This is a genomic window from Leptospira sp. B5-022, assembly GCF_000347035.1.
In the GTDB taxonomy this organism is placed as follows: domain Bacteria; phylum Spirochaetota; class Leptospiria; order Leptospirales; family Leptospiraceae; genus Leptospira_B; species Leptospira_B cinconiae.
This window is the reverse complement of sequence record NZ_ANIJ01000018.1, coordinates 351269-378104: the sequence shown is the minus strand read 5'-3', so window position 1 is coordinate 378104 and position 26836 is coordinate 351269. Positions and strand designations below refer to the sequence as shown.

At 41.3% G+C, this 26836-nt stretch carries 12 protein-coding genes; 4 read left to right on the top strand and 8 right to left on the bottom strand.

Going from position 1 to position 26836, the window contains the following annotated elements; genetic code table 11:
- Positions 1-287 precede the first annotated feature (287 nt).
- Genes LEP1GSC192_RS09670 through LEP1GSC192_RS09660 form a run of 3 tightly spaced genes read left to right on the top strand, consistent with a single transcriptional unit; the run spans position 288 to position 16544 of the window.
- Positions 288-10190 (top strand): type I polyketide synthase, encoded by a 9903-nt coding sequence (locus LEP1GSC192_RS09670; RefSeq protein ID WP_020769903.1) that lies wholly within the window; start codon positions 288-290, stop codon positions 10188-10190.
- Positions 10187-10633: a holo-ACP synthase gene (locus LEP1GSC192_RS09665; protein WP_020769526.1), complete on the top strand. Its 447-nt coding sequence runs from the start codon at positions 10187-10189 to the stop codon at positions 10631-10633. The genes LEP1GSC192_RS09670 and LEP1GSC192_RS09665 overlap by 4 nt, the downstream gene beginning before the upstream one ends.
- 10 nt (positions 10634-10643) lie before the next feature.
- Positions 10644-16544, top strand: coding sequence for a carboxyl transferase domain-containing protein (locus tag LEP1GSC192_RS09660; protein ID WP_020769754.1), 5901 nt, complete (start codon positions 10644-10646; stop codon positions 16542-16544).
- Positions 16545-16656: 112 nt separating this feature from the next.
- Here the strand turns inward: LEP1GSC192_RS09660 and LEP1GSC192_RS09655 are convergent, their stop codons facing one another.
- The 5 genes from LEP1GSC192_RS09655 to LEP1GSC192_RS09635 all read right to left on the bottom strand — a co-directional run bounded on the left by LEP1GSC192_RS09655 (position 16657) and on the right by LEP1GSC192_RS09635 (position 22841).
- Positions 16657-19635, bottom strand: a complete 2979-nt coding sequence (locus LEP1GSC192_RS09655; protein ID WP_020769677.1) for a PP2C family protein-serine/threonine phosphatase — start codon at positions 19633-19635, stop codon at positions 16657-16659.
- Positions 19636-19639: 4 nt separating this feature from the next.
- A complete protein-coding gene (locus tag LEP1GSC192_RS09650; protein ID WP_020769821.1) occupies positions 19640-20059 on the bottom strand; it encodes an ATP-binding protein in 420 nt (139 codons plus the stop codon).
- An 8-nt stretch (positions 20060-20067) separates the two neighbouring features.
- Complete coding sequence (locus LEP1GSC192_RS09645) at positions 20068-20409, bottom strand: STAS domain-containing protein (RefSeq protein ID WP_020769476.1); 342 nt, start codon at positions 20407-20409, stop codon at positions 20068-20070.
- The gene (locus LEP1GSC192_RS09640; protein ID WP_020769528.1) at positions 20410-21333 is read right to left on the bottom strand and encodes a hypothetical protein; all 924 of its coding nucleotides are present in this window, start codon (positions 21331-21333) and stop codon (positions 20410-20412) included.
- 236 nt (positions 21334-21569) lie between these two features.
- The gene (locus LEP1GSC192_RS09635; protein WP_020769670.1) at positions 21570-22841 is read right to left on the bottom strand and encodes a S9 family peptidase; all 1272 of its coding nucleotides are present in this window, start codon (positions 22839-22841) and stop codon (positions 21570-21572) included.
- Between the two features lie 146 nt (positions 22842-22987).
- On the opposite strand from LEP1GSC192_RS09635, the gene LEP1GSC192_RS09630 reads away from it, so the two are divergent.
- Complete coding sequence (locus tag LEP1GSC192_RS09630; protein WP_020769799.1) at positions 22988-23611, top strand: TetR/AcrR family transcriptional regulator; 624 nt, start codon at positions 22988-22990, stop codon at positions 23609-23611.
- 36 nt (positions 23612-23647) lie between these two features.
- Here the strand turns inward: LEP1GSC192_RS09630 and LEP1GSC192_RS09625 are convergent, their stop codons facing one another.
- The 3 genes from LEP1GSC192_RS09625 to LEP1GSC192_RS09615 all read right to left on the bottom strand — a co-directional run bounded on the left by LEP1GSC192_RS09625 (position 23648) and on the right by LEP1GSC192_RS09615 (position 26607).
- Positions 23648-24349, bottom strand: a complete 702-nt coding sequence (locus LEP1GSC192_RS09625) for an MgtC/SapB family protein (protein WP_020769620.1) — start codon at positions 24347-24349, stop codon at positions 23648-23650.
- 15 nt (positions 24350-24364) lie between these two features.
- Complete coding sequence (locus LEP1GSC192_RS09620) at positions 24365-25144, bottom strand: inositol monophosphatase family protein (protein ID WP_020769510.1); 780 nt, start codon at positions 25142-25144, stop codon at positions 24365-24367.
- A 149-nt stretch (positions 25145-25293) separates the two neighbouring features.
- Positions 25294-26607, bottom strand: coding sequence for a HEAT repeat domain-containing protein (locus LEP1GSC192_RS09615; protein ID WP_020769871.1), 1314 nt, complete (start codon positions 26605-26607; stop codon positions 25294-25296).
- Positions 26608-26836: the final 229 nt, after the last annotated feature.

Below are 26836 nucleotides of genomic sequence, written 5' to 3'. Positions count from 1 at the left end.
TACTACAAAACGTAAGCCTTTGAACAATAAACAAACGCCATTAGCGAACGATTGTTAGCTAACTTATTTAACTAACGAACGTTCATCAGCATAATATTTATGCATTCATATTATAAATTAGGAAATTACTTATGTATAGCATTTGTTACATCCGTCCAAACAGGTGTTCATAATTTCGATTTCTATTTTATTAAGCATAAAAAAATTTTTTCTTGAAATCAAAACGTAACCTCTTCCAGTTCAAATGAAATCTTAACAAATGAAAAATAAAATGGAAGGGTCAATATATGAAAACGAATTATTCAAGCGGAGCTTTATCTTCCGAACAAGCACCATCCATCTTTAAAAATCTTTCCGCTCAATCCGTTAAAACCTTTATAACCTTTAGCGGACAAGGAGCTGATCCACTTCCTGAATTACGATCTTTCTATGAAGAAGGCCATACACATTCGGAATTTTGGCAAACTGTCTTCTCTTCCATCGAGGAAGAATGTAAAGCAATCCATAAAGACAGGCTGATCGGATCATTACCTTTGGGCTTCCATTTAAAGGACTGGCTCGATCAACCTGATTTAACTCCGGATCATTCCATCTTAAAGAATTGTTCCTATAGTATTCCGCTTATCTTTTTAGCTCAGGCTTCGGCCTTATACAGAGTCCTACAAGACGTATCGAACTGGGAGGCTTTGTTTAACGAAACTTCAGGAATATTCGGTCATTCTCAGGGTGTATATGCCGGTTTCTTATTATCTTCTTCTCCTGATAAAGCCACGTTCTTGAAAAATTTATCAATGATACTTAGGAACCTGATCAGTCTTGGCATACGGACCCAAGAAGAATTTCCGATTTTAGAATTGGATGTTTTTGCAAAAAAACTTCTAAAGCAGGATGAGATTGCTTCTCCTATGGCGGTTTTAAGATCGGAAAACGATTTCTTACTGGGAGAAGTATTAGAAAAATTTAATTCAACTAGAAGTTCCGAAGATACAGTATATTTAGGGTTAAAGAACGGACCAAAAGCAAGAGTTGTTTGCGGGTCTCCCGAATCTTTATTAGAGTTCAGAAACTATCTCGCAAATAATAGTTTCCCTAATCCGGAGTCCTGGGCATTTCTAAAAATTTCCGCTCCATTTCATAGCCCTTTATTACGAAGAGTCCCTATTCTTCTGGAAGAGGACGTAAAAAGAATAGGATTCAATCCTAAACAATCCGATCTAAAAATTCCTTTATATGATACAAGAGATGGAAGAGATCTCAGAACGGAATCGGACATTGCTCTTGCATTATCCAGAATGGCGGTAGCGGAAACCTTAGATTGGGAAACCTGTTTAGGATGTTTAGAAAAAGAAAAAGGTAAAATTTTACTCATCTCTTTCGGTCCGGGAGTAGATGCGGAGAAATTATGCTCTCCCAGTCTGAAAGGCAAATCCTATCTCATTCGAAACTTAAGCAAATCCGATTCGTATAGATCTTTCACCAAAGAAACTAATTTGGAATTTCCTAAATCATGGAAAGAATTCCAGCCTGAGACCGTAGAACTACCGAACGGAAAAGTATTCTTAAAAAACAACTATTCCGTATGGACTGGAAGAGCTCCGGTCTTTGGAGGAGGTATGACTCCTTCTACCGTTGAACCGGGAATTGTGATCGCTGCCGCAAATGATGGATACTTGGTCGAATGGGCCGGTGGTGGACAAGTAACGGAGGAACTATTTCGAAAAAGAATGGAAGTATTTCGAAAAGAATTACCTCCGGGAGTCGGTATAGTTGTTAATCTTCTATACTTAGATGCTTATTTATGGAATCTACAAGTTCCTCTGGTGAAAAAACTCAAGAGTGAAGGAGCTCCAATCGAAGGAGTCACCATCTCGGCAGGAATTCCTGATACGGATGAAGCAATACGAATATTAAAGGATTTTGAATCTCATGGAATCTGGTTGAATTCTTTCAAACCTGGAACCCAAAAACAGATCCGGCAAGTTCTCTCCATAGCAAAACAAATGCCGGATTCAAAAATCCTAATGCAAATCGAAGGTGGAGCCGCTGGAGGCCATCACAGTTGGGAAGATCTAGAAGAATTGGTCCGATCTACTTATAGCGAGATCAGAGATTGTAAAAATATTATCTTAGCTGTCGGTGGAGGAATTGCCGAACCGCAAGACTCCAAGTCTTGGCTATTCGGAACATGGGCAGGTAAAAATCCAATGCCGGTAGACGCAGTTTTCCTCGGCACCAGACTCATGGCTTCCAAGGAATGTGCCACATCGGAAAAAATTAAACAAGCTCTCGTAGAGATCTCAGGATCTGAAAATTGGAAGACCACACAAGATGGTAAGAATGCAGGCGGGGTCATCTCAGGAAGATCGGGCTTAGGTGCCGATATTTATTACGCGGAAAATACTTGGACCAAACTTTCCTCTCTTGCGGAAGAACTCACAAAGGGAAAAGAAACAGAGGAGGCTAAAAAAGCCACCCTGTCCAAAAAGAAAGAATTAATCTCCCTTATCAATTCCACCGCAAAACCGTACTTCGGCGATCTGGAAGAGATGAGTTATACTCAAATCCTTTCTAGATATTTGGAACTTACTTGCCCTGGGAAAAGATTGATCTCTCCGGAAGGGGATTGGCCGGATCATCCGTTCATAGATAAAAGTTTCAGAAATAGATTCATAGAATTAGTAGAAAGATTCGAGGCCCGTATCTCCGAACCGACGGATCAAAATTCTATACTGGAAAAAGTAAACTCCGACTTTGATCCGAATGGTTTTGTTCACGAATGGAAGACAAGATACCCAAGTGCTGATACAATTCTTATATTACCGGAAGATATTATTTTCTTCTTTGATGTTTGTAAAAGACCCGGCAAGCCTGTAAACTTCATCCCCGTTATCGACGAGGACTTAGTAAAATGGGTTCGCTCGGATTCCCTCTGGTATTCTCATTGTGTGGATATGGAACCGGATTCTTGTGCTTGGATCCCTGGACCAAGAGCGATCAAAGGAATTCACAAACCAAACGAGCCGGTCTCCTCTATCTTCCGAAATTTTTTACAAGCAAGTTTAGAAAGTTCCAAAGCTAAAAAAATCCCATGGGAGGATCTATTTGATTCAGAATCCCAAAGAAAAAATATCCTGAATTTAATCTCAGAAGAACAAATCAGTAACAATTCCATCTCTATATTCGATAATCTTGATGTAACTCCGAATGAATGGATCGTTCATTTAGCAGCATTAGGAAAAGGTTTCCTGACTGCAGTTTTACGATCTTCCAAAATCGGACAAAATTCATCCGATCTAAAACTATTCTTCGAACCGAGAGTCGGCAGAAAGTTCGTCTGGGAGACAAGCGATTCAAAAGAATTATTACTGATCCAAGTTTTGGAAGAAAACAAACTAAAAGTAGAATTAAAACTTTCTGAAAAAGATTCTGCGGAGTTGAAGCTATTCTTTTATGATCCAAAAGACGGGGCTGCGATCCCTTTTCAAAGAAAATTCAGTGCAGGAAAAACTTTAGGGGCATTCATAGAGGAAGATCTTACGGTTAGAGAAAAATCGGGTCTGGATCTTTATCTGAAAACATGGGGATTAAATCAAAGGATCGATCTTAATTCTTCCAAGAATATTTCACAAGAATTAGAATCCGAGATCGTAATCGATAAGGAATCTATTTTAAATTTCCGAAAAGCGATCGGAGAATTAAGGAGAACGGATCTTAAATCCGATCCGAATCCTCCTCTTGGAATGAGTACCGCTTTTGCTTGGAAAGTATTACTCGCTCCATTGTTTACATTAGAAAATAAGAATTTATTTAGACTTTTACACTTCTCCCAAAATTTCCAATGGGAAAGAGAAGCCGCCGAATTGATTCCCGGAGATAAGCTAAAGTCCAAAGCAAGACTTGCGAAAGTCCGTAAACTTGGTTCCGGACAGGAGATCCAGATCCTGGGAGAAATTTCAAAAGAAGGAAAGAAGATATGCTCTTTCCAAACCGGGTTTTTGATAAGAGACGTCCATTCTAAATTCGAAGAATTCGATTGTTTACCTTTTGAAAAAAGTATTCTGATCCGATCCGAAGCGGAATCTAATCTTCTAAATTCAATTCCTTGGATCCATAAAAAGGAAGGTCAAAATATAAGTTCAGTCGGGTCTAAACTAAAATTCACATCCGGAAATCGTTTAGTTCGATATTTGGGAGCAAATCAAGAACTTCATAAAGTAGAAGGTAAGATTGAAAAGGTTTCAGGCTCTCATTTCGAAGAATGGGGAGAATTCAAATTAGAAGAAAAAGTCCAAATCGGAATCCCAACATCCTTGGATCGATTCTTCACCAACCTTTCGGAAGGTGATCCTGAAGTTCCACTTGCAAAACCTTATAAGATCATATCCGAAACTTTTTACGCTCCTTCGGATATGAGCGAATATTCGGCTGCTTCCGGAGATACAAATCCGATCCATACGGATATCGATTTCGCAAAATATGCCGGTTGGAAAGACAGGATCGTTCACGGTTTATGGACTTCGGCCAGAGTAATTAAGAAAATCGTAATGGATCTTTGTGAAGGAGATCCTTCCAGATTGTCCGCCTTCGATGAAACTTTCGAGGCCCCCGTATATTTAAGCGAAGAATTACTTTTGGAAGCAATCCATGTTTCTCAAAAGAAAGGATCTCAAATTCTTTCCGTCAGTTTAGTCAACAGAGACGGAGAGAAAAAGTTAAGCGCGAAAGCAATCGTTTCTCCTAAAAAAACAGGCTACGTATTTACAGGACAAGGTTCCCAATCCCAAGGAATGGGAATGAAACTCAGAGATGAATTCCCGGAGGCAAGAAACGTTTGGCAAAGAGCTGAAAATACTACAAGGGACGAATTAGGCTTCTCTCTTTTAAAGATAGTACAAGATAATCCGACTTCATTGAAAGTTGGAAAAAAAGTTTGGAATCATCCTAAGGGTGTTCTTCATCTCACACAATTTACACAAGTCGCTTTGGTCACTAAGTCTATGGCGGATTGGGAGATCTTGAAGGAGAGAGGATTTTTAGATCAAGAGGCTCCGTTTGCAGGACATTCTCTAGGAGAATTTTCCGCTCTATCTGCGAGAGGATTTTTAGGATTAGAGAATGTGATCCGGATCGTGTATGGAAGAGGACTTACCATGCAAAGCCTTGTTCCAAGAGATAAGGAAGGAAGAAGTCCATTCGGAATGAGCGTAGTATTAGGAAATCGGCATGTTGGCTTGGATGAAGAAACCATTCTTAAGGTTGTCGCTCAAATTAAAGAAGAGACCGGACTTCCATTAGAAGTAGTTAATTTAAACATAAGAGACAAACAATATTCCGTAACCGGAGATCTCAAGGCGCTATCCGAAATGGAAAATCGTTTTAAAGAGATCGTGAGAGGTAAAAAGACTACGATCCGCTTGGAAGGAATAGATGTACCTTTTCATTCAAGGGTTTTAGTAAACGGGGTTGCAGAATTCAGAAAAACTCTGGAAGCGAACGTTCCCCAAATTTCCGGTTTCGAAGAATTAGACGGCAAGTATATCCCGAATCTGGTTGCAAAACCATTCTCCATTGATCAAGAATTCATAAAGTATGTTTGGGAAGTCTCCGGAAGTCCTATTTTAGAAAAGATCCTAAAAGAAGGCAAAAATCTTTCCGAAAAAGAACTCCGAAGAATATTATTGATCGAATTACTAGCCTATCAATTTGCTATGCCGGTACAATGGATCAAGACCCAGGATCAATTCTTCCAAGATCTGAAAGTCCGAAGGTTGATCGATCTTGGAGCTAGGGGTGATCTTGCAGGAATGGCAAGGCAAACTCTGAGGGAATTTCCGGATCCTTCTTCATTCGAAATCCTGCATATAGAAGAAAATCGAAATCTGGTCTTTTCGGAACTAGAAGATTGTGAGACCGCAGAGTTTTCCAAACTAGGAGAAATTGCGGAACCGATAACATCGGAAGTCCCAATCGTACAAGCTGAAAGTAGGACAGAGCCTGTACAAGTTCAGGATACGATCCAGGAACCCCAACCTTTCGGCGGAGAAGAAGTGTCCGTAAATCTAACTAAGAAGGACGCATTATTCGTATTACTTGCTTTAAAAGCGGGAATTCGACCCGAAGAAATTTCGGAAGAGGAAAATATAGACACCCTATTCGGAGGAAATTCTTCCAAACGAAATCAGGTAATGGCGGATCTTGGAGCGGAATTCAAAACGACAAATTTGGACGGAGCTCATGAGAAATCCTTAAAAGATCTTATAAAATCTTTAGAGGAACAATCTGCGTATTCACAACCGGGGCCTTATCTTCGAACTTCATTCGAAGAAACTTTGAAGAAATTTTTTCCGCCTGATTTCGGGAGAACAGAGATCTTTAAACATCTAAAAGAAGAAAGGGGTTTAAGTTCTTCGGGAATTTTTACGGTCAGTATTTTTCTTCCTCTATATGTAAGAGAAGGAGAGTCGTTGCGAAAAGGAGCATTGAGCCCTATTGCATTAAACTCTCGGATCGGAAATGCCAAAGAGGCGTCCAAATGGTTGGACAAAGCAGTGGATCTGTTTGCTCAATCCAAAGGAATCCGGATCGGAAAACTTTCTGCGAATAATTCAGGATCGGCCGGGGGAGCAAAAGTAGATGCTGCCGCATTGGAAGAGCTGGAAAGAAAATATTTCGGAGCGGAAGGAGTTTTCGGAAAGGCGATCAAAAATTTCCAATATAGACTTTTAGGAGAAGATCCATACGCTGAATTTCTAATAAAAGATATTTTTGCCCTGCAAGAAGCAAGGCAAAAGATCCAGACAGAACCTTCTCCTTTATTCGAAGAAAAGAAAATTGTTCGTTTTTCCAATTCGGAACAATGGGCGAAGAAAAAACTTTTACAAGGCCTAACCAAGATCAGAACGGGAGAATCGGATCATTTCGGTCCTGAAGCAGAAAAGTATTTTGCAAATCATGCAAGCCCTCTGTTGTCCCAGGTTTTACAATACTGGGATCAAATTTTGGAAAAGGACGAGATCCGATTTCCGCAAGAAAAGAAAAGTATTGGATCTAAAAGAGAATATTTAAGATCACTCTCTTCTAAATGGGACCCGAATCGGAAGCCGATCTCTCAAGCAGAGAACTCCGTCTTACGTCCTAAGTTAGAAATCTCCGAAGACGGTAATTTAAACTTTAAAGAAGTAGAATATTCTACCAATTTAAAGGAATACTTCCATGGCAAAATTTCCATATTAACAAGTAAGGACCAAGGAGGAAGTTGGACCGAGAACGATAAAGCGACGGAATCTATTCTAAACTCTATTTTGAGTTCATCCAAAGAAGGGATCAGTTTTTCGGGTCTGAAAGTTTTAGTCACAGGAGGAGGTCCAAACTCCATCGCGTTAGAGACCGTCTTCGTACTGCTTGCCGGTGGAGCGGATATTATCCTAACAACTACTTCCTATTCTTCCGAAAAAGTTAAGTTTTATAAAAGGATATTCCAAAAGTACGGAGCAAAGGGCGCATCTCTCTCCTTAGTTCCCTTCTCTCAAGGATCGTTCGAAGATATTCGTCTATTATCCGAATGGTTGGTCCAAAAGGACTGGGAGCCTGATGTCCTAATTCCATTCGGTGCAGTCGGAGAAGAAAATACAGGATCACAATTGGATGATTCTTCTTTAACATCATTAAGAGTGATGCTGCTCGGCGTGGAAAAACTGATTGGCACGCTAGGAAGATTGAAGAATACTCCTACGGAAACTTCTCCACTTCACGTTATCTTACCTCTCTCACCGAATCATGGTATCTTTGGAAGAGATGGAATGTATGCCGAAACCAAATTGGGTCTTGAAACTTTGTTCCGAAAAAAATTCTCGGAAGAAGACGATTGGGGAAAACATACAAGGATCCACGGTTGTGTGATCGGTTGGGTAAGAGGGACCGGTCTCATGGAAGCGAACGATCTTGTGGCCCAAACTTTGGAAGAAAGATCGGGTGTGCTAACATTCTCTCGAAGAGAAATGGGACTTCTCTTAGCAAATTTGATCAACACTTGCGTATACCATTCTCCCGAACAAATCACTAAGGCAAATTTTACGGGCGGCTTGGATTCCCAAACCGAGCTTGGAAAGACCTTAGGCAAGATCCGTGCTGACATTCTTTCGGAAGCCAAGATCAAAAAGGAAACATTCTATCTTAAAAGCAAAATCCTATTAGAAAAACAGGAAACTCATACAAGAGAGTTCTTACCTAAAGAAGTGTATAAATATCCTTCCATTCCGAACCAAGCAAGGTTAAATGAGATCGGGTATTTACAAGAATTAGATCTTTCTAAAACGATTTGTGTTGTCGGTTTTGCGGAATTAGGACCTGCCGGTAGTTCCATGACCAGATGGGAATTGGAAAAATCCGGAACACTTTCCTTGGAGGCCGCTCTCGAACTGGCTTGGATGATGGGTTTTATCAAATACCAAGCCGCCGATAAAGGAAGAAGTTGGACTGACTCCGAAACAGGAGAAGCGGTCGCAGAATGGGAAATCAAATCCAAATACGAAGAAAAGATCTTAGCCCATACGGGCATTCGGATCATCGATCAGGAATGTGTCGGATTCGATCCATCTACGTTATTCTCCTTTGTAGACGTGGTTTTAGAAGAGGACTTCTTTATACCTGTTTCGAATTCCAAAGAAGCGGAAGAATTCAAAAATGCAGAACCGGAAGCTACGGAAGTCTATCATGATCCTGAAAAAGACAAATGGTTCGTGAGAAGGAAAAAAGGAAGTACAATCAAGGCCAGAAAAGCTTCCGACTTCAATAGAAAAGTTGCAGGGCAGATCCCGAAAGGTTGGGATCCGGCAAGATACGGACTAACCAAAGATCTAACCGCTCAAGTGGATCCGATCACAGTATATAATCTTTATTGCACATGCGAAGCGTTCTTACGTTCCGGAATGGAACCGATGGAATTGTATCGATTCATTCATCCTGGACTCGTCGGCTCAACGGTCGGTTCCGGTATGGGAGGGATGGGTAAACTCAAAAGAATGTTCCATGACTTCTTACTCGGAAACCAAAGGCAACATGACGCGCTACAAGAATCATTGATAAACGTTACGACCGCTTGGGCACTCACCTCTTATGTAGGAGGTTATGGTCCCGTCCAAACTCCTGTTGCAGCCTGCGCTACGGCGGGAATTTCTTTGGAAATGGCTGCAAGTTTGATCAAAGAAGGAAAAGCAGGCTTTATGTTAGCCGGTGCCTTCGATGATTTCGCGATGGAAAGTCTGGTCGGATTCGGGGATATGCAAGCGACTGCAAGCAGTGTAGAAATGTTGGAACAAGGAATCGACCCGAAAGGAATGTGTCGTCCGAACGATATCCGAAGAGGCGGATTCGTAGAGGCCCAAGGAGGAGGAGTCGTTTTACTCGCAAGAGCGGACTTAGCCCTCGAAGCAGGACTTCCTGTCTACGGGATTTTAGCTTATGCAGGTTCTAAGACGGATGGGATCCAAGCCTCTATTCCTGCTCCGGGATTAGGACTTTTATCTTTAGGAGCTGAATCCGAAAAAGAAAAATCTCCTTTAAGAAACGCGTTATCCACCTTCGGACTCACCGGGGACGACATAGGCGTCGCCTATAAGCACGATACTTCTACAAAAGCGAACGATAAGAATGAAAACAAACTTTTGTATAATTTACTATCCAAGTTAGGAAGAACACCAGGAAACCTATTACCGGTAGTCTCTCAAAAATCGCTTACAGGACATTCCAAAGGAGGGGCCGCCGCTTGGCAGACAATCGGAATATTACAAACTCTAGAAAACGGTATCGTAACCGGAAACCGAAATCTAGAAGAAGTGGATCCGGACATGAACGATTATCCGTTCGTAACTTTTACGGACGAAAGTATTCCATTCGGTAAACATAATATTAGGGCCGGAATATTGACCACCTTAGGTTTCGGACATGTCGGTGCGCTTTGTCTCTTCGTTCATTCCGATTATTTTTTAGCAGCACTCACTCAGGAACAAAGAGAAACCTATCTAGAGTTGAGAAAAAAAAGAGAGATCCGATATCGGAACAGATATCACGAGATCAGAATGGGAATAGGAAAACCTTTGTATGAAAGACATACCAAGTCTTACTTCCAGGAAGATGAAATCGGTCTACTTCTAAACGCGGAATACAGATCCAAACCGGGAGAGAAAAAATGAAACTAAGATCGCAACCTCTTCCAAGTTTTGAATCGATTACGAGTCCTTATGCTTCCGTAGGAGTGGATCTTACTTTTATTCCTGAATTCAAGGAAAGTTTGCAAGATAAGGCTACCTTCTTCTTTAAGATCACTTTTACGGATTGGGAAAGAAAGAAGGGAGAAACAAAACCTGAAAACCAAAGGGCCGGCTTTTTTGCGGGAAGATATGCCGCTAAAGAAGCGTTGATCAAGGCTTTGGACGGATATCGTTTATTCCAAAAACCCGATCTGAATGTGAACTATTCGGAAATAGAAATACGGAATGATGATTATGGCCGTCCCTATTTTCGTTTTTACGGAAACTTTGAAACATATTTGAATAATATAAAGCCGAATTCGATCCGGCTAAGCATCAGCCATACGGGGGATTATGCATTTTCCGAAGTCCTCCTGATCTTTTAGGAGAAAGCGAATGATACCCACAAGAAAGCCAGAACCAGAATCATTTACCCAAGGAATATTAAGTATTCCTGAAATAGATTCCGTCATAAAAGAATTGAAAATCCTAAACCCAGGACGTTCAGAAAAAAAAGAAATTTACCCGGAAAGAAAAGGTGTACTAAAAAAAGTGCTGATCGCAAACCGAGGAGAGATCGCCAAAAGATTTTTTTTAGCGCTGAGAGAAGAAGGTATCCGATCGGTTGCAGTTGTAACCGATCCGGATAGGGAACAATCCTGGTATGAATCCGCAGACGAGATCGTCTACATTGGAAGTTCCGATAAATATACGAACTCTCAGACAATTATAGCCGCAGCTTTACTTTCGGATGCAAACGCAGTTTATCCGGGATACGGATTTTTGTCCGAAGACTTTAGGTTCGTTGAATCTCTAGAGGAAGTCTCCCTCATATATAAAAGAAACATAATATTTATGGGGCCCAAGGCTTCCGTGATGCGAAAAGTTGGAAATAAGCTAGATGCCAGAAAATTGGCTTTAGAGAACGGAATCCCCCTTTTATTGGGGAGCGGGCCTATCACAGGCGGAGAAGAGATCGCAATTCAAGAAGCGGAAAGGATCGGCTATCCGATCATGATCAAACTAGACAGCGGCGGTGGCGGGAAAGGAATGGTCATCGTACGAAACTCAAAGGAATTAATTCCAGCAATCGAGAGTGCGGTTCGGATCGGAGTCCAGTCCTATGGGAACGGTACCTTCTTTTTTGAAAAATATGTGGAGAGACCTGCTCACTTTGAAGTACAAATTTTCAATTCCACGGCTGTGGGTATCCGGAAATGCGCAGTACAAAGAAGGAACCAAAAAGTCGTGGAAGAAAGTGGAGAAACCTTTTTAGACGATAGGACCTTATTACAATTATTATCATCCGCGGAAAAGATCGCTCATATTTCGGGCTACTCGGAAGGATGCGCCGCGGGAACTGTTGAATTCTTACTGGATTGCGAAACAGGCAATTTCGGATTTTTAGAAATGAACACTAGATTGCAGGTGGAATATCCCGTGACCGACCAATCTCTCGGGATCGATCTGGCCAAATGGCAAATTTTATTTTTTGATGGTAGAGAACAAGAGATCCCTTACGACTCAGTTATCCGTAGGAGATTCTCGGACAGAAATCATTCCATCCAATGCAGGATCTATGCGGAAGATCCTTTTCAAAATTACTCTCCTTCTCCCGGAAAAATAAAAGATCTAGAACTTCCTACATTCAACGGAGTACGTTGTGATTTCGGATTCAAAAAAGGCGATAGAGTCTTAGGTGACTATGATCCAATGATAGGAAAATTGATCACTACGGGAACTACAAGGGAAGAAGCTCTACTCAGAATGGAAAGAGCACTTTCAGATCTGTACATCCGCGGAATTACCACAAACATTGAACAGCTAATCAAACTAGTAAGGCATGATCTTTTTCGTTCGGGAGAATATGATAATTTAATTTTATCTAATAATGAGGAACTTACAAAAGCGGAGAATGAATCGGAAGAAGAAGGGGCAGTCATCTGCTCGCTTGCAGAATCGGTTTTTATGACCGAAAACGATCTGAAAAGGTCTTTCAGAGATCGGGATCTTCCTAAATTACTTCATTCCCAAGAATCGGAGTATTCTCTTTTTGAATTCGAATTGAGATCGGAAACGAAAGCGTATAAAACCCGCTTATTCCGAACTTCCATTTCTAGCTATAGAATTCTGCTAAACGGGAAAGATTTCGGATCCATCGGGGTTTCCGTTCAAGGAGAATTTGGAGAAGAATTTTTAGTGGAATTTGCCGGCAGAACGATTCCCGTCCGCGTAGATCGTAGGCCTTCTTTTCACTTGGTGAGATTCCCGGATAGCCAAGGAAAACTTAGATATCTCCGATTCTCTATTTTATCCAAAGACAAAAAGAATAATACCTCCAACGAAGGAGTTTTACGTTCTCCCTTCCAAGGAACATTCGTAAAGATATGCGATAATCCGCAAACGAACAATACATGGAATGAAGGGGAAACTATCCAAGAAGGAGATCCGATCTTAGTAATTTCCGCAATGAAGATGGAAACAGTCCTAACCGCACCAGTCGGCGGAAAACTAGGATATTTATTAGAGCACGGAGATAGGAATAAATTGGTTCGCGGAATGACCGCTTCCGGGATGATCTTAGGCAAAGGTTTAAGTGAAGGGGAAATACTTGCAAAAATTGAAACAGAACAAAGATCCGAACCCAAAAAAGAATTAGATAATTATAATAGTACTGAAGGATCTATCTGGGAGATCTGGCCTTCCTTAGATCCGGATACGGAAGGAAAAATTCCATCGATCCAAAAAAAATCAGGCCCCGATCTAAGAACCTTATTGAGGTCTTGGATCTTAGGAACTTTTAGGGAACAAGACGCCGTAGAAAAGATAGATTTTATACTCTCTAATCTCGAATTTTCCAAACTATCCGATCCAGAGAGCCGCCAATGGGGAAATTTCTATTTAGAACTTTTAAAATTCCATGTATTAGTACGAAGAATATTCTCATCGGATCCGGGAACAAAATTTTCCCATTATGGAGAGGTTCAAAGAGCTCTATCGGAATGGGATACGGAAGGATACAATCCACCTAAGACCACAAAAAAACTCTTATCCAATGCGTTTCACTATTACGGTATCAAACCTTGGAATCCTCTTCGAAGGACCAAAAGCCAAAAGGATGCATTCATATTTTTAGTAAAAGCATACGCGAACCTTAGAGAAGGAAAGGAACTTGTAGCAAAACTTTTGGAAATACTTTCCATTTATGCTCCGCCTACTCCCTCCATAGACCTAGCTTTGAACGGCATCTTATATTTGGAAGAAAGAGAAAAAGAAAGTTCCCTCGAAAAAACAGTCAGAAGAATATTAAACTCGAGAGGAAATCGTCCGCAAAAATTCAAAGGAGGAGATGCGACTATATCTAGAAAACACGTATTCGATTACGTACGGTTTCTTAAAGCGCCTTGGTCTTCCGTTTCGGAAGAAGGATCCGAGATCTTAGAGGAAAAATTCAATAGGTCTTTTTCCGAAAACTTACCGTTGGTCCCGGAAAACTTCGATGAATCCCTTACTTATCAGATCCGGAAAAAACTGGAATATTGGCAAACCCAAGGGAATCTTAAAAGAATATTCTCCCCAAGCACCGGACATTTCTTATATTTCTTAGAAACGGAAAGAGAAAAACAATATATACTCTTCTCGACATTAAACGCTAAAGCGGAAAAGAAAATCTCCAGGTTCGATCTGGAAACTACCGCGAAAGTGGGAGCATGCATCTTACAAGGCTCTCAAATATTCAAAAATGTTGATATTTTCAGGTTAGAAGTCCTTGTTTCCGGATTTATGATCAAATTCGACCCGGGATCCAACGAAGAAGACGTATTCAATTATAATAATATAATGGAATCTGCCGGCTCCGTTCTACGGTTCTTCTTACATGGGTTGTATAGCCAGTTCACGATGGTTTTCCTTCCGGAAAATGCCGAAAAAACGGTAACACTTTCCTTCTTCTTTAAAGATGGAAAACTTAGGATGGATATAGCCCATTCAAACGATCCTAGATTTCCGTATTGCACGGGAACCGATCCGAAAGACCTAAACGTTTTCCAAAAAGGAAAATGGCCTCTGGAATGTTGGGTTTCCGAGATATTCGACATGGATTCCGTACAAGAGATTACGATCCCGGGAACCGACGGGCTTCTCAGAAAAAATCCTAAAACAGGCAAAGAAGAGATCTATGTTCCGGGAGCGAAAATTTTCGAAGGAAAGATCGGCGGAAAACCTGCATTATGTTTTTTTAAAGATTCCAGAGTAGCGGGCGGAGCCACAGGAGATTTAGAAGGAAGAAAATATATTGCAGCCGCCTACTACGCTTATCGAAAAGATCTTCCTTTATATATCTGGAACGACGGGGCCGGTGCTAACATCAAAGAAGGAATGGTATCATTGAACCGAGCTGCAGAAGGGTTTTTTATGAATTCACTTTTAAGTGCCGGTTTGAAAGCCTCCGATTTCAGGGCTGCAATCGAATCGCATTCGGATCCTATTTTAAAAGAAATATGCTCCGAAACCGAAAAAAAATACGGACCAGAATTCAGAAAATACAACTCTGAAGAAAGACCTAAGTTTTGTTTTACGGTCGCAGTCGGAACGGGATCTTCTACTGGATTGGACGTTTACGGCTCTTCTCAAGCCTCTTTACAAGTCCTTTTAAATGAAGAAGAATCTTATCGAGTTCTAACAGGATCTTCAGTGATCGAATCCGTAACCGGAGAGAAATTCACCAATTACGAGATAGGCGGTGCTAAAATTATGGGCCAAGCTACAGGCACTGTGGATTTTGTAGCAAACGATAAGATCCAGCTTATATGGATTATCAGAAGGATACAAGATTCTTTGTTGGGATGTAAACTTCTTCCAAAAGAAAAAAGCCAAAGAGCTATATCGGAAAATTGGAATGTTCTAGACGAGAACGAACTGACTCATTATTCTGAAAGCGGATTTTTCCTTCCAATCAAAGAAAACTATTCCGGCTCAGGATCTTTAGTTTCCGGGCTCATTCGATTGGGAGAAGCTCCCGTACTCTCCATGGGCCCAAGGACCGATGATGGATTTCACTCCCTTCCATGTATTATCAAAGCGAAAGAGTCCGTTCGGATCGCGGAAAAAACGGGAGCAAGTTTACTTTTAGTCTATGGAAGCAAATGGTTCAGAAGTTCCCATTTGGATGACTATGATTCCTTAAGACCAAGAAGAGATTTTCAAAAATCATTACAAAATTTTAAAGGAGCCTGTTTACATTTTGTAAAAAATCCGGAGGGACTTAGAGTTTCCGAACTTACCTCGAATGCGGACGTATGGCTACTTTTAGAACCGAGCGCAAAAAGTAAATCTTCTGCTCATAAGGAATTCTCGAATAAAAAAAGATGGGCTACCTTCACCGCAAAAGACGAACCGGAGGCTTATGAGATTATCAGAAAATTTTTCCATTTATTAAATCACAGAAAGATCGAAAACTTTCTGCCAAGCGAAAGTGAGATCAAACTTCCAAGCGAGATCACTGTTTCCTACGATATGAAAGAAGAGATCGTCCAAAAAATTTTGGATAAGAACACTTTCCTAGAATTCGGAGAATGGGACCCCGGCTCCAGTTTGATCACAGGGTTAGGACGGATACAAGGTAGAACGGTAGCGATCATTGCCGACCAACCGAAAGGAGGAGGGTCTCCGGACGCTCCAGGGACGGAAAAATTCAGAGTTTTCACCGAGTTTGCAAACAAACATTCCATTCCTTTATTAATGATTTCTGATGCTCCGGGTTTTGTCCCAGGCACCAAACAAGAAAGAGCAAGAATACAGCAAATCGGTGGAGAATCTTTGGATGTAAACATTCTTTCAGAGATCCCCGTGGTTTCGATCGTATTAAGACAAAATTACGGAGGAAGGCAAATACATGCTTTTAGCGGATTCTTAAGACCGGGAATTGCGTACTATTCTTTAGCTGAGGCAACACTTGCAGTTATGGGGGGAAATTCCGCATTCGATCTATTCCAAGGTGCAAAAGTTGCCGCACTCAGAAAAGAAGGAAATATTCAGGAAATCGAATCTATCCAAAAAGAATTTTTCGGATCTTTTACAAAAAAATCCAGAGCTGATTTTGACGCAAAAAATACCGGAGTTTTAGACGGAACCTTCGGATCTGTCTCGGAATTAAGAGAAGTTTTAAAAACAGGTTTGGAAGAAGCGGATCATAAACTTTCTCTTTGGAGAAAAAATAAGAATAAATACTCCGAGGGCGAAGTATATCTTTGTCCTTCCAGTTCAGAAGAAGAATGGAAGGATTTGATCCTTCCATAATTTGAACGATCCGTTTTAAAGGATGGCGATTTAGGAGTTCCAACATGCGTTAAGTGTATATCGCTTGTTTAGGCTTTTCTCCTACAAGGCCATAAATGAGAACAAGCGGTTCTTATCTTTTCCGGATCGCGATCATCGCGATATCGTCGGAAAGTTTCGAAAACCCGGTCGCACTCAGATCTTGTTGCGTATGGGATTCCACATCCGTAACGATTGTCTTGATCAATTCTTCCGGACGTTTTTCTCCGTTTGCATGCAAAAGTTTCGCAAGCCTCTCTCTGGTATACATATCCGAGTTCGGACTTCTTGCTTCATCCAAACCATCCGTATATTCAAAGAAAATATCTCCGGAATCCAAAGTTAATGCCCTCCTCTCAATAGTAGTTTCAAAGAAAGAATTTTCATCCATACCGATCGGCAAACCACCTGCAGGAAGTTCTTTGATCTTTCCATCGGAAGCGTCGAAGAATAAAGGCTTAACATGGCCCGCAGATATATACTCCAATCTGGAGGTATTGGAATCGAAGATCGCCAAAAAGAATGTGATAAAAATATGATCCGGAGTATCCTCATACAGATATCCGTTTGCCTCGAGCAGGATCTTTTTCAGATCCCTTTCTCCCTTCCGTAGAATGGCCCGGATCTGAGCCCTGAAAAGAGCCATCACGATCGCAGGACCCACACCATGGTTGGAAACATCACCGATACAGATCGCGATCTTTCCTCCGCCTAATTCGATAAAATCGTAATAATCCCCACCTACTCCGGTCATCGCTTTATAGAACGCCCCGAATTCAACATAGTCGTTCAAGCTAGAAGGAAGTTTTTCAGGAAGCAGACGTTTCTGGATCTCTTCCGCCGCCAGAAGTTCCCCTTTCATCTCTTCTCTTTCCTTTAAACCGTGAACCATATCATTCAGAGATTCACTCAATACGCCGATCTCGTCGTAACCCGCAGGAGGAAATTCGACATTCAGATTCCCTTCTCCGATTAACTCTGCATTTTTACTGATACCCCTGATCCTGCGGACCACAAACCAAGCCAAGCCGTACGCCAGAAGAATTGCGATAGTTCCGATGATCCCCGTGTAACGGATCATCTCTTCTCTGTTGGATCTCATCTGACGAACACCTTCGGTCCTATCAATTAGAATAATATTATACCCTAATAAGTCTTTGCGGAGGAGGTCGTAGACTAGCCCCTTACCTTCCTCTTCTCCAGAAAGAACAAGTGGAGTGGAGTCCAGGGCCCACATCATTTCTTCCGCTTCACTTCTACTTCTGACAAGGATACCGGAGTCCCAAGCGATCCCCTTAGGAGTTTTAGGTAGTTCCGTCTCTGAATTTCCGGAAAGGATCCATTCTCTCAAAAGCCTCCATTTGATCCGAACGGACTTTCTTTCATTATCATCTTTATAATATCTTCTAATGCTGGCGGGCCCTGTTTTGAAAGGAATAAATGTGAAATCCTCCAATGCCGCCTCTCTCAGGCCGTAAAAAGCGTCTTCCGCTTTATGTTCGTAGGAGTTACTCCAATCACCCTTAGTCGATTCCAAACGGATTAAAGAATCCTTATATTCTTCTTCCTGAGATTCTAATATCCTGATCTTTTCCTGGATCTCTTCCGGTGAAGTTTTGTTCTCCCCTTCTTTAGGAGGGAACTTCAGCATCTTCTCCCATTCCAAAATTTCCTTGGAAGTACTTGTTATCTTGTCTTTTAGGGATTTATGATCATCAGTCCATTTTTTCTCATTCTTCTCAAAAACCGAAGAATACGGCTGTAACTGTTCAAGCTTAGTATCTCGTTTCTTGAGCATCTGCCTATAGGCCAGAGCCAGATTTTTGAATTCCTTATCGGAAGAAGGTTTAGCTTTTCCGTCCTTGCGAAGTTCCGACATTCTTGATTTCAATCTTTGAGAGATCTCCGCAATCTCTGCGGAAATTTTTCTATCTTCTTCCAGATACTTTGCCCAATCTTTGGGATTCTCAACGATCTCTTCCGCCATGGACCTGGATCTTTCCGCAGTACTTGGGTTCCTAAAAACAGGACGATATATTACTTCGTATTGTCTACCGCCCACTTCATAACTTTCCGCCTCCGATTTGTTTTGGATAACCTCTAAAACGTCGGTATCTCCGAAAAGGGTTTTACGACTTTCCGTAAAATCCGTCTGTGTGAGTAATTTTTTTCCGGTCTCGGAACTTTGAGAGAAAAGTAAACCTGTGTCCAGGGTTTCCTTCCCCGCTCTATCATAAGCTAAAATCCTAATTTTATCCGGAAGAAGTCCTAAAGAAGAAATTCGATCCTTAAAAGATCCTCTGAAAAAATTCTGAAGAGCCTTTGTTAAAGCGGTCTCACCCGATGCCGCCTTCTTCTCTCCGTCCGGGATCGCTTTTTCTGCGGCCTTTCGTTCCTTCTCTAATTTGTCCTTATCCGTAAGATAAGTTTTTTTCTTCTTAGGATCGATATCGGGTTTTGCTAATTCAGAATCTATATCCTTTAACTCTTCCGTAATTTCTTCTATTCTGATCTTAGAAGTTTCCGCACTGATCCTTGCGAGGGCGGTCTTTTCCGCAATGGATCTGATCTTTTCATAAACAGGTGCGTCAATCGGAGCTCCATTCTCTTTTCTTAATTCGTTTCGGACCTTGGATTCGAATTCTTGGATCTCTTTTTCGGAAAGATATCTCGTAAAATAAGTATCTACGGATTTATAAACATTTCCCCTTTTCACGTTCAAACCGATGGATTGACCGAATGCTTTTAACGCACCGAAAAGCCCGCCTTCTTTCTGGACGACCGTCCTTTTGAATTTACTGAGTTGTTTTTTCTTCTCTTTCACTCTGACCTTGAATTCCTCTATCAAGATCATACTTCGGCTCAGGTTTTCCAGATCCAGAACGACAGAGTTCACATATTCCAAAGGAGCTTTTAATTCCGACTCCAACTTCTGTTCCAAAGCCTTTGTCTGTTGGGCATAATGAATTATGGATGTGAAGCCTAATATGGAGATAACCAATGCGGCCGTAAAAAAGGAAAGTTTCGCCCGGATCCCGGGAAGAACCGCTCTCAGGAATTTGTTTTTAATCATCTTATTATCTCGTGTGGATCAGAGTAAGTTTGTTACGCGGGGGATTTTTAAGACGTTGGTAACGTACGATCATTATTTTTTTAATGGAACGTAATCCGAAACCTCCATCGGCCCCGCTTTCGTATAATTCCTTCCAGGTTTCGCTTTTTTCTTTCGTGGGATCGAAAGGAACGCCTTGGTCCAGGATGGAGAACTTCCAGCTTCCCTTATTCTTTTTCATTCTGAGCTCGATTTTAGAGGAGTTCGGCTCCGGAAATCCGTGTTCTATTACGTTAGTCATTGCTTCATCCAGGCAGAATACGATCCGGCCTTTGACTATATCCGAACAGTCCTCTCCCAAAAATTCACGGACCTCCCCCCGAATTTTAGAAAGTTCATCCAGGTCTACGGAGTAATATAGGATTTTTTCCGGAGAGGAATCCATGAGAGGATTCAAACCCCGCCTAATGCGTCATCTAAAGAGGGGAATACTCTTACCTTTTTGGTGAAATACATGAGTTCCATCGTATCCTTCACTTCCTTCTTAAGGCTGCAGAAAACGATCTCTCCCGATTTTTCCTTCAGGAATTTTTGGATGGAGTTTAAAACACCGATCCCTGCGGAAGCGATATAAGTAAGAGCGGAACAATCACAGATAATTGTTTTAATTCCGTTCCCTACCGCTGCTTCCAATTTGATCTTTAGATCCGGAGCGGTCTTAGCATCGATCTCGCCCGCGACTTTGAGGATCAACTTGCTTCCTTCCACTTTTTCGTTGAATGTGAGGTTCGCCATTTACACACCCTTCCTTAATTCTTTCATTAAATCCTTCGCTTGGATGATTCCGTATAACTTTCTTTCTAAGGAGTCAATTTCGTAATAATATTTCGTGTTCGGATCCCCTTCGAAAATATGAGCGTATTTCCTTATACCTTGGATCGCCTTCTTTGCATTCCCTTCTAAAATGCCCTTTGTTATGGAAAAGTAAAGTTCTATGGCGAGAGAATCTTTTAAATTCTCCTTGAATCCGACTTCACGTTTTCCTAATGCGTCCAAAAGATTTTCCACCTCTTGTTCGCTATAAGTTTCCGAATCGCTGTAGTTAATTATATATCTGGAAAGTAACTTTTTACAACGGACAAGGTTATTGACCTTTGCCGCAGAAAGTATCTGCTGATACAAGGTATGCACTTCCGAGTCAAGATACACCTTCTGTCTGGTCCCGTCCAATTTCACTGGCTCGAAAGCGGATTTTAATTCTTCTTTAGAGAAATTCTTAATGGAGTCTTCGAAAAGTTTTTCGTTATTATTGCTGGTTACTTTTTCGAATTCTTTTAAAGGTTTTTCTAATACGGCGACAAATTCCAAAGCCTCGGGAGAAGAGGCTATACTACCCGTTTCCTGGATCTTCTCTAAAAAGAAAATGCAAGAGTCTCCCAAAGCGGAAAGACTTTCTATGATTGCCTGAGAGATCAAACGTTTGCAATGATGCGGGATCGTATGCAAATAGGAAGGATTGTTGAAATCCTCTTGGATCTTATCGATCATCTTACTTGCAGCAAGTGCAGAATGGGATTTTTCCTTTTCCCAACCTGCGTAGATAAAGGGATCGTATAGATATTTCTTAAAATTCTTTTTGCCGGACATGGCAAGAAGTCGGATGATTTTTACAAGTTCCTGTGCGAGATCCGAAGGGATCGATGTTCTTTTTTCGGCCATATCCAGGTCAGTGTCATTTTATAAACTCTTAAAAAAAGCATAGCAAATTCCGAAATTCGAATAGAATCCCGCTAAAAGTAATAGGACATAAATAGATTTTAGAATTGTAATATTCGGAGTTGGGCGACTCCTCGCTACGCTCGGACCGGGCTCTACGCTGCAATCAGCGACGCACCATGAACGGTGCATCGCCGGATTTCCGCTGCGATCCCTGTCGCGGTCCTAATGACAGAACTTCATTTATTTTCGAACCTTTTCATCCAATCGAAAAAGTCCGCGTGCCATAAAGCCTGAGCGCCTAATTGGCAATGCTCCGCTCCTCCTGATCCTCTGTCATAGAGTATCGAAGTAACGCTTTTCGCATTCGTTAATTTACTCTTAAAGTCCTCGACTTGTTTGACCGGAATGAAGTGATCCTCCGTTCCTGCGAGGATCAAAACGTCTTGTGTGATCTTTTCTGCAGAATTCGCCAACGTATAAGCCCTAAATGCTTTCAAAGTCTCGCTTGAGGTTCCGGTTTTCATCGTCCATCTTCCGTTTTTTACTCCCCAGGAAAAACTGGGAGAAAGGGACGATTTTATCTTCACTAGGAACTCAATTACATTATCATAATTCTTTTTTTCAAGCCAGAGTATGATCCCCGGAACGGAATTCTCGGCCACTTCTCCAAAATCGAACAAAACGTCGTAGGCAACCACTCCGTCAAATCTCTTGTCGTAAGCGGCAGCACGGGGAGCGAAATATCCGCCCAGACTCATACCTACCAGAACGGATTTGCTAGGTTTCTTATGAGAAGCTAAAAAAGTATCCAGTACGGCTTTCGTCGGCTTTTCCCATTCGGGAGTAAAACCCAAATTTTGCTTTCGTAATACGGAACCTTGGCCAGGCCCTTCGTAAGTAAGCACGCTGAACCCTCTCTCATAAGCAGCTCGAACAAGAACGAAATATAATTCTTCTAAAGTCGAATCGAATCCTCCCACGAGAACGATCAAAGGTTTATGATCCGCACCGGAAGGCCCCGGATAATAGATCGCATTCAATTGATATTCGCCGTAAGGAACTTTGATCTTCTCATATTTTACTCCAAGAGTATCCAATCCTTTATGAAAAACTTCCACGGATCTATCGAATGCGGAAGATCTTTTTTCATCCTCAGGATCTAGGAAAAATTCCGCCGTTCTAAGATAATTATGCGCTCTCAGGTATGCTTGCCCCCGGCTCATCCGGTCCTGGATACGATCTCCTCTCTCTAAAACCTTATTTCCCGCATTTTCCCAGGCGGAAAACCAAGATTGAGGGTCCCCTTCCTTGATATTCCGTACCGCCTCGAGAACCTCTCCTGTTTCCGCTCCGTCACTGCGGGCGTCGTTCAAGGCTCTTAAGGTTTGAAAATGATAGGCCTGATCGTTGAAAAAACGCCCCTTTTCGATTTTCCCGCAGTTCCAAACGGAAATTGAAAGCACCGTAAAAACCAAAAGATGACTAAATTTCCCTATTATACATCCCATTCGAATTCTCCAAAACATGAACTTTGTTCATATATCAGACGAACTAAAAATAAAATGTAAATTAAAATTTGAACCTTGTTCATGTTTTTTAAAAAATGGAAAATACGCTTGTTAGGCAAAACGGCCGATCTCGAATATTTTCAGAAATGGATCCGAAGAAAAAAACTGTCCGTAATCCTGTACAAGATCGTTCGATAGCCCGAAAAGAAAGTATAATAGATGCTGCCTATAGACTCGTAAAACGTAACGGATATAATGAAACCGGAATACGGGACATAGTGGAAGAAGCGGGTGTTTCCATCGGGACGTTTTATGCTTACTACAAGGATAAGAACGATATTGCTTTAGAAATAGTTCGAAAATATAGCGAAGAATTTTACGGGAATCTTGCCGCGGAAACTATCGGCTTACTTCCTGAAAATGCAGATCTTACCAGGATTATTTTGGAAATTTTAACCAGAATGCGCAAGTCCGCCTTAAAAAACAAAAAACTACATAAAGAATTTGCGATATTGTCTCTTTCGGACCAGGCTCTTGCAAGTGCCGTAAAAAAAATAGAAAGGGAAAGGATTGGAACGGAAGTTTTCAAACTGCTGCAATACTTCGGCAAAGGCCGAAAACTAAGATCCGAACCCTCAGCTCTTTTAGTCGCCCAAAGAGCAATGGACGATATAATAACGTATATGGTTCTACAAGGATTCGATATCTCGGATGAAAAAATCCTAGAAGAGACCGCACTTATGATCGGAAGATATTTAGAGATCTCTTAATTTCTGGAGCCGAATTCAGATCGGTATTGTCCAAGCTTAAGTCGATTCTATACTGATTTTTATGACATCCGCCAGATTCCTGAACTCGTCCACGATCTTTAGAATATCGAAATCTCGAGGCATAGCGATCGTAAGTTTGATCTGAGCGTTTTTAGTTTGGTAATCTTGCATAAAAGATTCCGAAACCAATCGTAACTTATTTCTTAATAATAATTCCTTAAACCCTTTTCGGTGGAATTTTTTCTGTTTCAGATCCAGGATCAGGACCTTATATTCGTACTTTCCGAAATATCTTTCTTCTACCAGATCGAATAAGACCAGAATGATCAGAGTAGCAACCGTGGTTAAAAATCCCGCATAATAAAGACCGGCACCGACAAGTAAACCGATGGCAGAGACAATCCAGATAGAAGCTGCAGTATTCAGTCCTTTCACGGTCAATCCGAACTTCATGATCGCACCCGCACATAAAAACCCGACTCCGGAAACCACCTGAGCCGCAATCCTAGAGGGATCTCCTCCCACTACCGAATAAAATTCCGGAATAAAAATGGATAATAACATCAAAACCGTAGAAGCAAGACCGATCAAGATATGGGTCCTAAAACCGGCACCGTGATTTTTGCCTTCCCTATTCCAGCCTACCACACCCGCAAAAAGAATGATCAACCCCACCCGAAGACTGACCGTGAAGGTATCGATCGTTTTAGAATCCAAAATGGTTAGAAATTCCTGCATATTCCAAGGAATGCTTTAAGGTTTCAGTCGGTAAACTTCTTTTAATAAATCTTGATCTCTGCTTAACAAGGCGGACATTCGAATCTTATCCCATTTCAAAGGCTTGCCTGTTTTATCCAAAGCGATCCCACCTGCTTCTTCCAAAGCAAGAACACCTGCGGCAAAGTCCCAGATCTTGGCACCGCTTAAGTTCATGAAGAGATCCGTTTTGCCTTCCAATAATTCCAAAAACCCTGCGCCTGTCGCAGCCAAGGCACGGGTCGCTAAAGTACTTTTACTAGCGCTCGCAATCCAACGATAGTCCTCGTCTTGAAAAGTATTATTGATCTCAAGAGAAAGAACGGAACGATCCAGACTTCCTCCTTTTTTCAACAGAATCTTTCGATCGTCGATAAAAGTCCCGAATCCTATTTGAGACGTGAGATACGTATCCAAGGCAGGGAAATAAATACATCCTACTTCAGGAGATCCATCCTCCACGTATGCTAAAATTACGCTGAACTCTTTGATCCCTCTGGAAAATAAAGTGGTGCCGTCTAACTCATCGCAGACAATAAAAGTCCTGGGAAGAGGCTCATAATTATTCTGCTCTTCCATTACCAAAGGAATACCGGTAAATTCTTTTTTGAGAATTTCTTCCAGAACACGATGAGAATCCAAATCCGCTTGGGTCAAAACCTGCATAGGATCCTTCAGATCGAAAGCGGATTTTTTTCCGAATAATTTTAAGATCTCTATCCCGGCAGATCTAGATGCAAATTTAAAAACGGATAAAATTTCGGAAAGATCGGTCATTCTTAAAATAAAATTAGAATATCAATATTTTATTATACAAATTCGGAAGTCAAGACCCGAATCCATGCGCCGGAGGTTACTCTTAAAAAAATAATGTAAAAGAGGATATCGTCTTGATAGATCCAATGTCTTAACGAAAAGACGAAACTTTATTGAGAATTCGGATTTTCACGCTGAGTATTTGGAGCCGGATCGGAAGTTTCCATATCGTCCAGGATAGAAGGTTTTTTCGGCTTCCTCTTCTTTTCTTCCTTAGGCATGGAAATAGTCCTGATCTGGATATATTTTCCAAACACCCAACCCTGGACAGTTTCCGTAAATGCATCCTTGTATTTGGTGTTAACCAAAACCTTATAATAAAAGTCCTCGATCCTCTGGCCTTCGATTGGAATGATATAAGCTACGGAATTTTTGCCGACTACCTTACCTACTTCTCCCGCTTCCAGGTCTCGGATCTTAGTAGCTCCGACATAAGGCTCTTTGAGAAGAGGAGTATTATCGGAAATGATGGTCATATATTTTCCGACAGCTTTTAGTTTATACAATCTAGCGCTGATCTCGTTCACGATATCTTCCGAACCGGAATGAGCATTAAGAATTCTTAATAGTGCAAAGATCGCAAAAGAATTTTTCTGTTCCGTCAGAGTATCCAAGATCTGATTACGCAGATTTGTTTTATCTTTGAAAGAATCCTCCAAAATTTTCATAGAAGTCCGGGTTTTATGTCTTCCCAAGGCTTCCACTGCCGCTTTTTGGAATTCCTCGTCTTCCGAATTCAAATATTCTATAAAAATGCGAAGGTCTTCCGGCACTTGATAATAGCCAAGACCTAAAAGTGTAGCCTTAACGATTTCCTTATCTTCCGACTTAAGACCTTTTTTTAAAAGAACTTCTCTTGCGCCGGGATCCAACGTTTTCCCCATTCCACGGAAAGAAGCGACTCTGATCTCCCTATCGGAGGATTTGGCACCTATATAAAAATAATCTAATGAACGTCTGGAACCGATATCCGCAAGTCCCTTGTACGCAGCCTGACGAACCCATTCTCCGTCACGATCGATCATACTGTGCAAAATATTAACGCCCGCAGGATTTTTCAATCTCCCTAAAGCCAAAGCTGCTGCTGCTCTAACTCTTGGGATAGGATGTGTGAGTCCGAAGTGTTTTAATCTGCTAAAATTGTAAGTTGCTTCCGCTTCAAAAACCTTCAACAGACCGTTCTTTAAAAGATCGTTGTAACGTTTGGATTCGGGATCCAATACTTTCTTTTTAGGTTTTTTCTTATTGGTTCCTTGTTCATCGGAAGAAGAAGGATCTTCGGTGTCCGAGGAAGTATTTCCCACATCGGAAGGATTGCCGGTATCTTCGGGAGTTTGAGCAAAAGCAGGTGAAAACCAGACTCCAAGGGAGGCGATCAGTAATAAGCCTGGAAATAAAAATCTGAAATTCAATGGGGCAAACATTCTTTTATTCGAAAAGCAAGCTTTGGTCCAAGAAACATTTTCCTGTGCCAGCCTCTATTCTTTTTTTCGACCATCCGTTATCGTGCGTTTACCTTTTTTTAGGCCGGAATCCTCGATTGCAAGTAATGTAACCGTAAAAGTAATAATTTCTTTCCGGAATGGGTTACGGATTTGCCGTTTATACCTTTATATCTATAGAATTCGATCTTCTTGCTCTTTTTTGCGATCG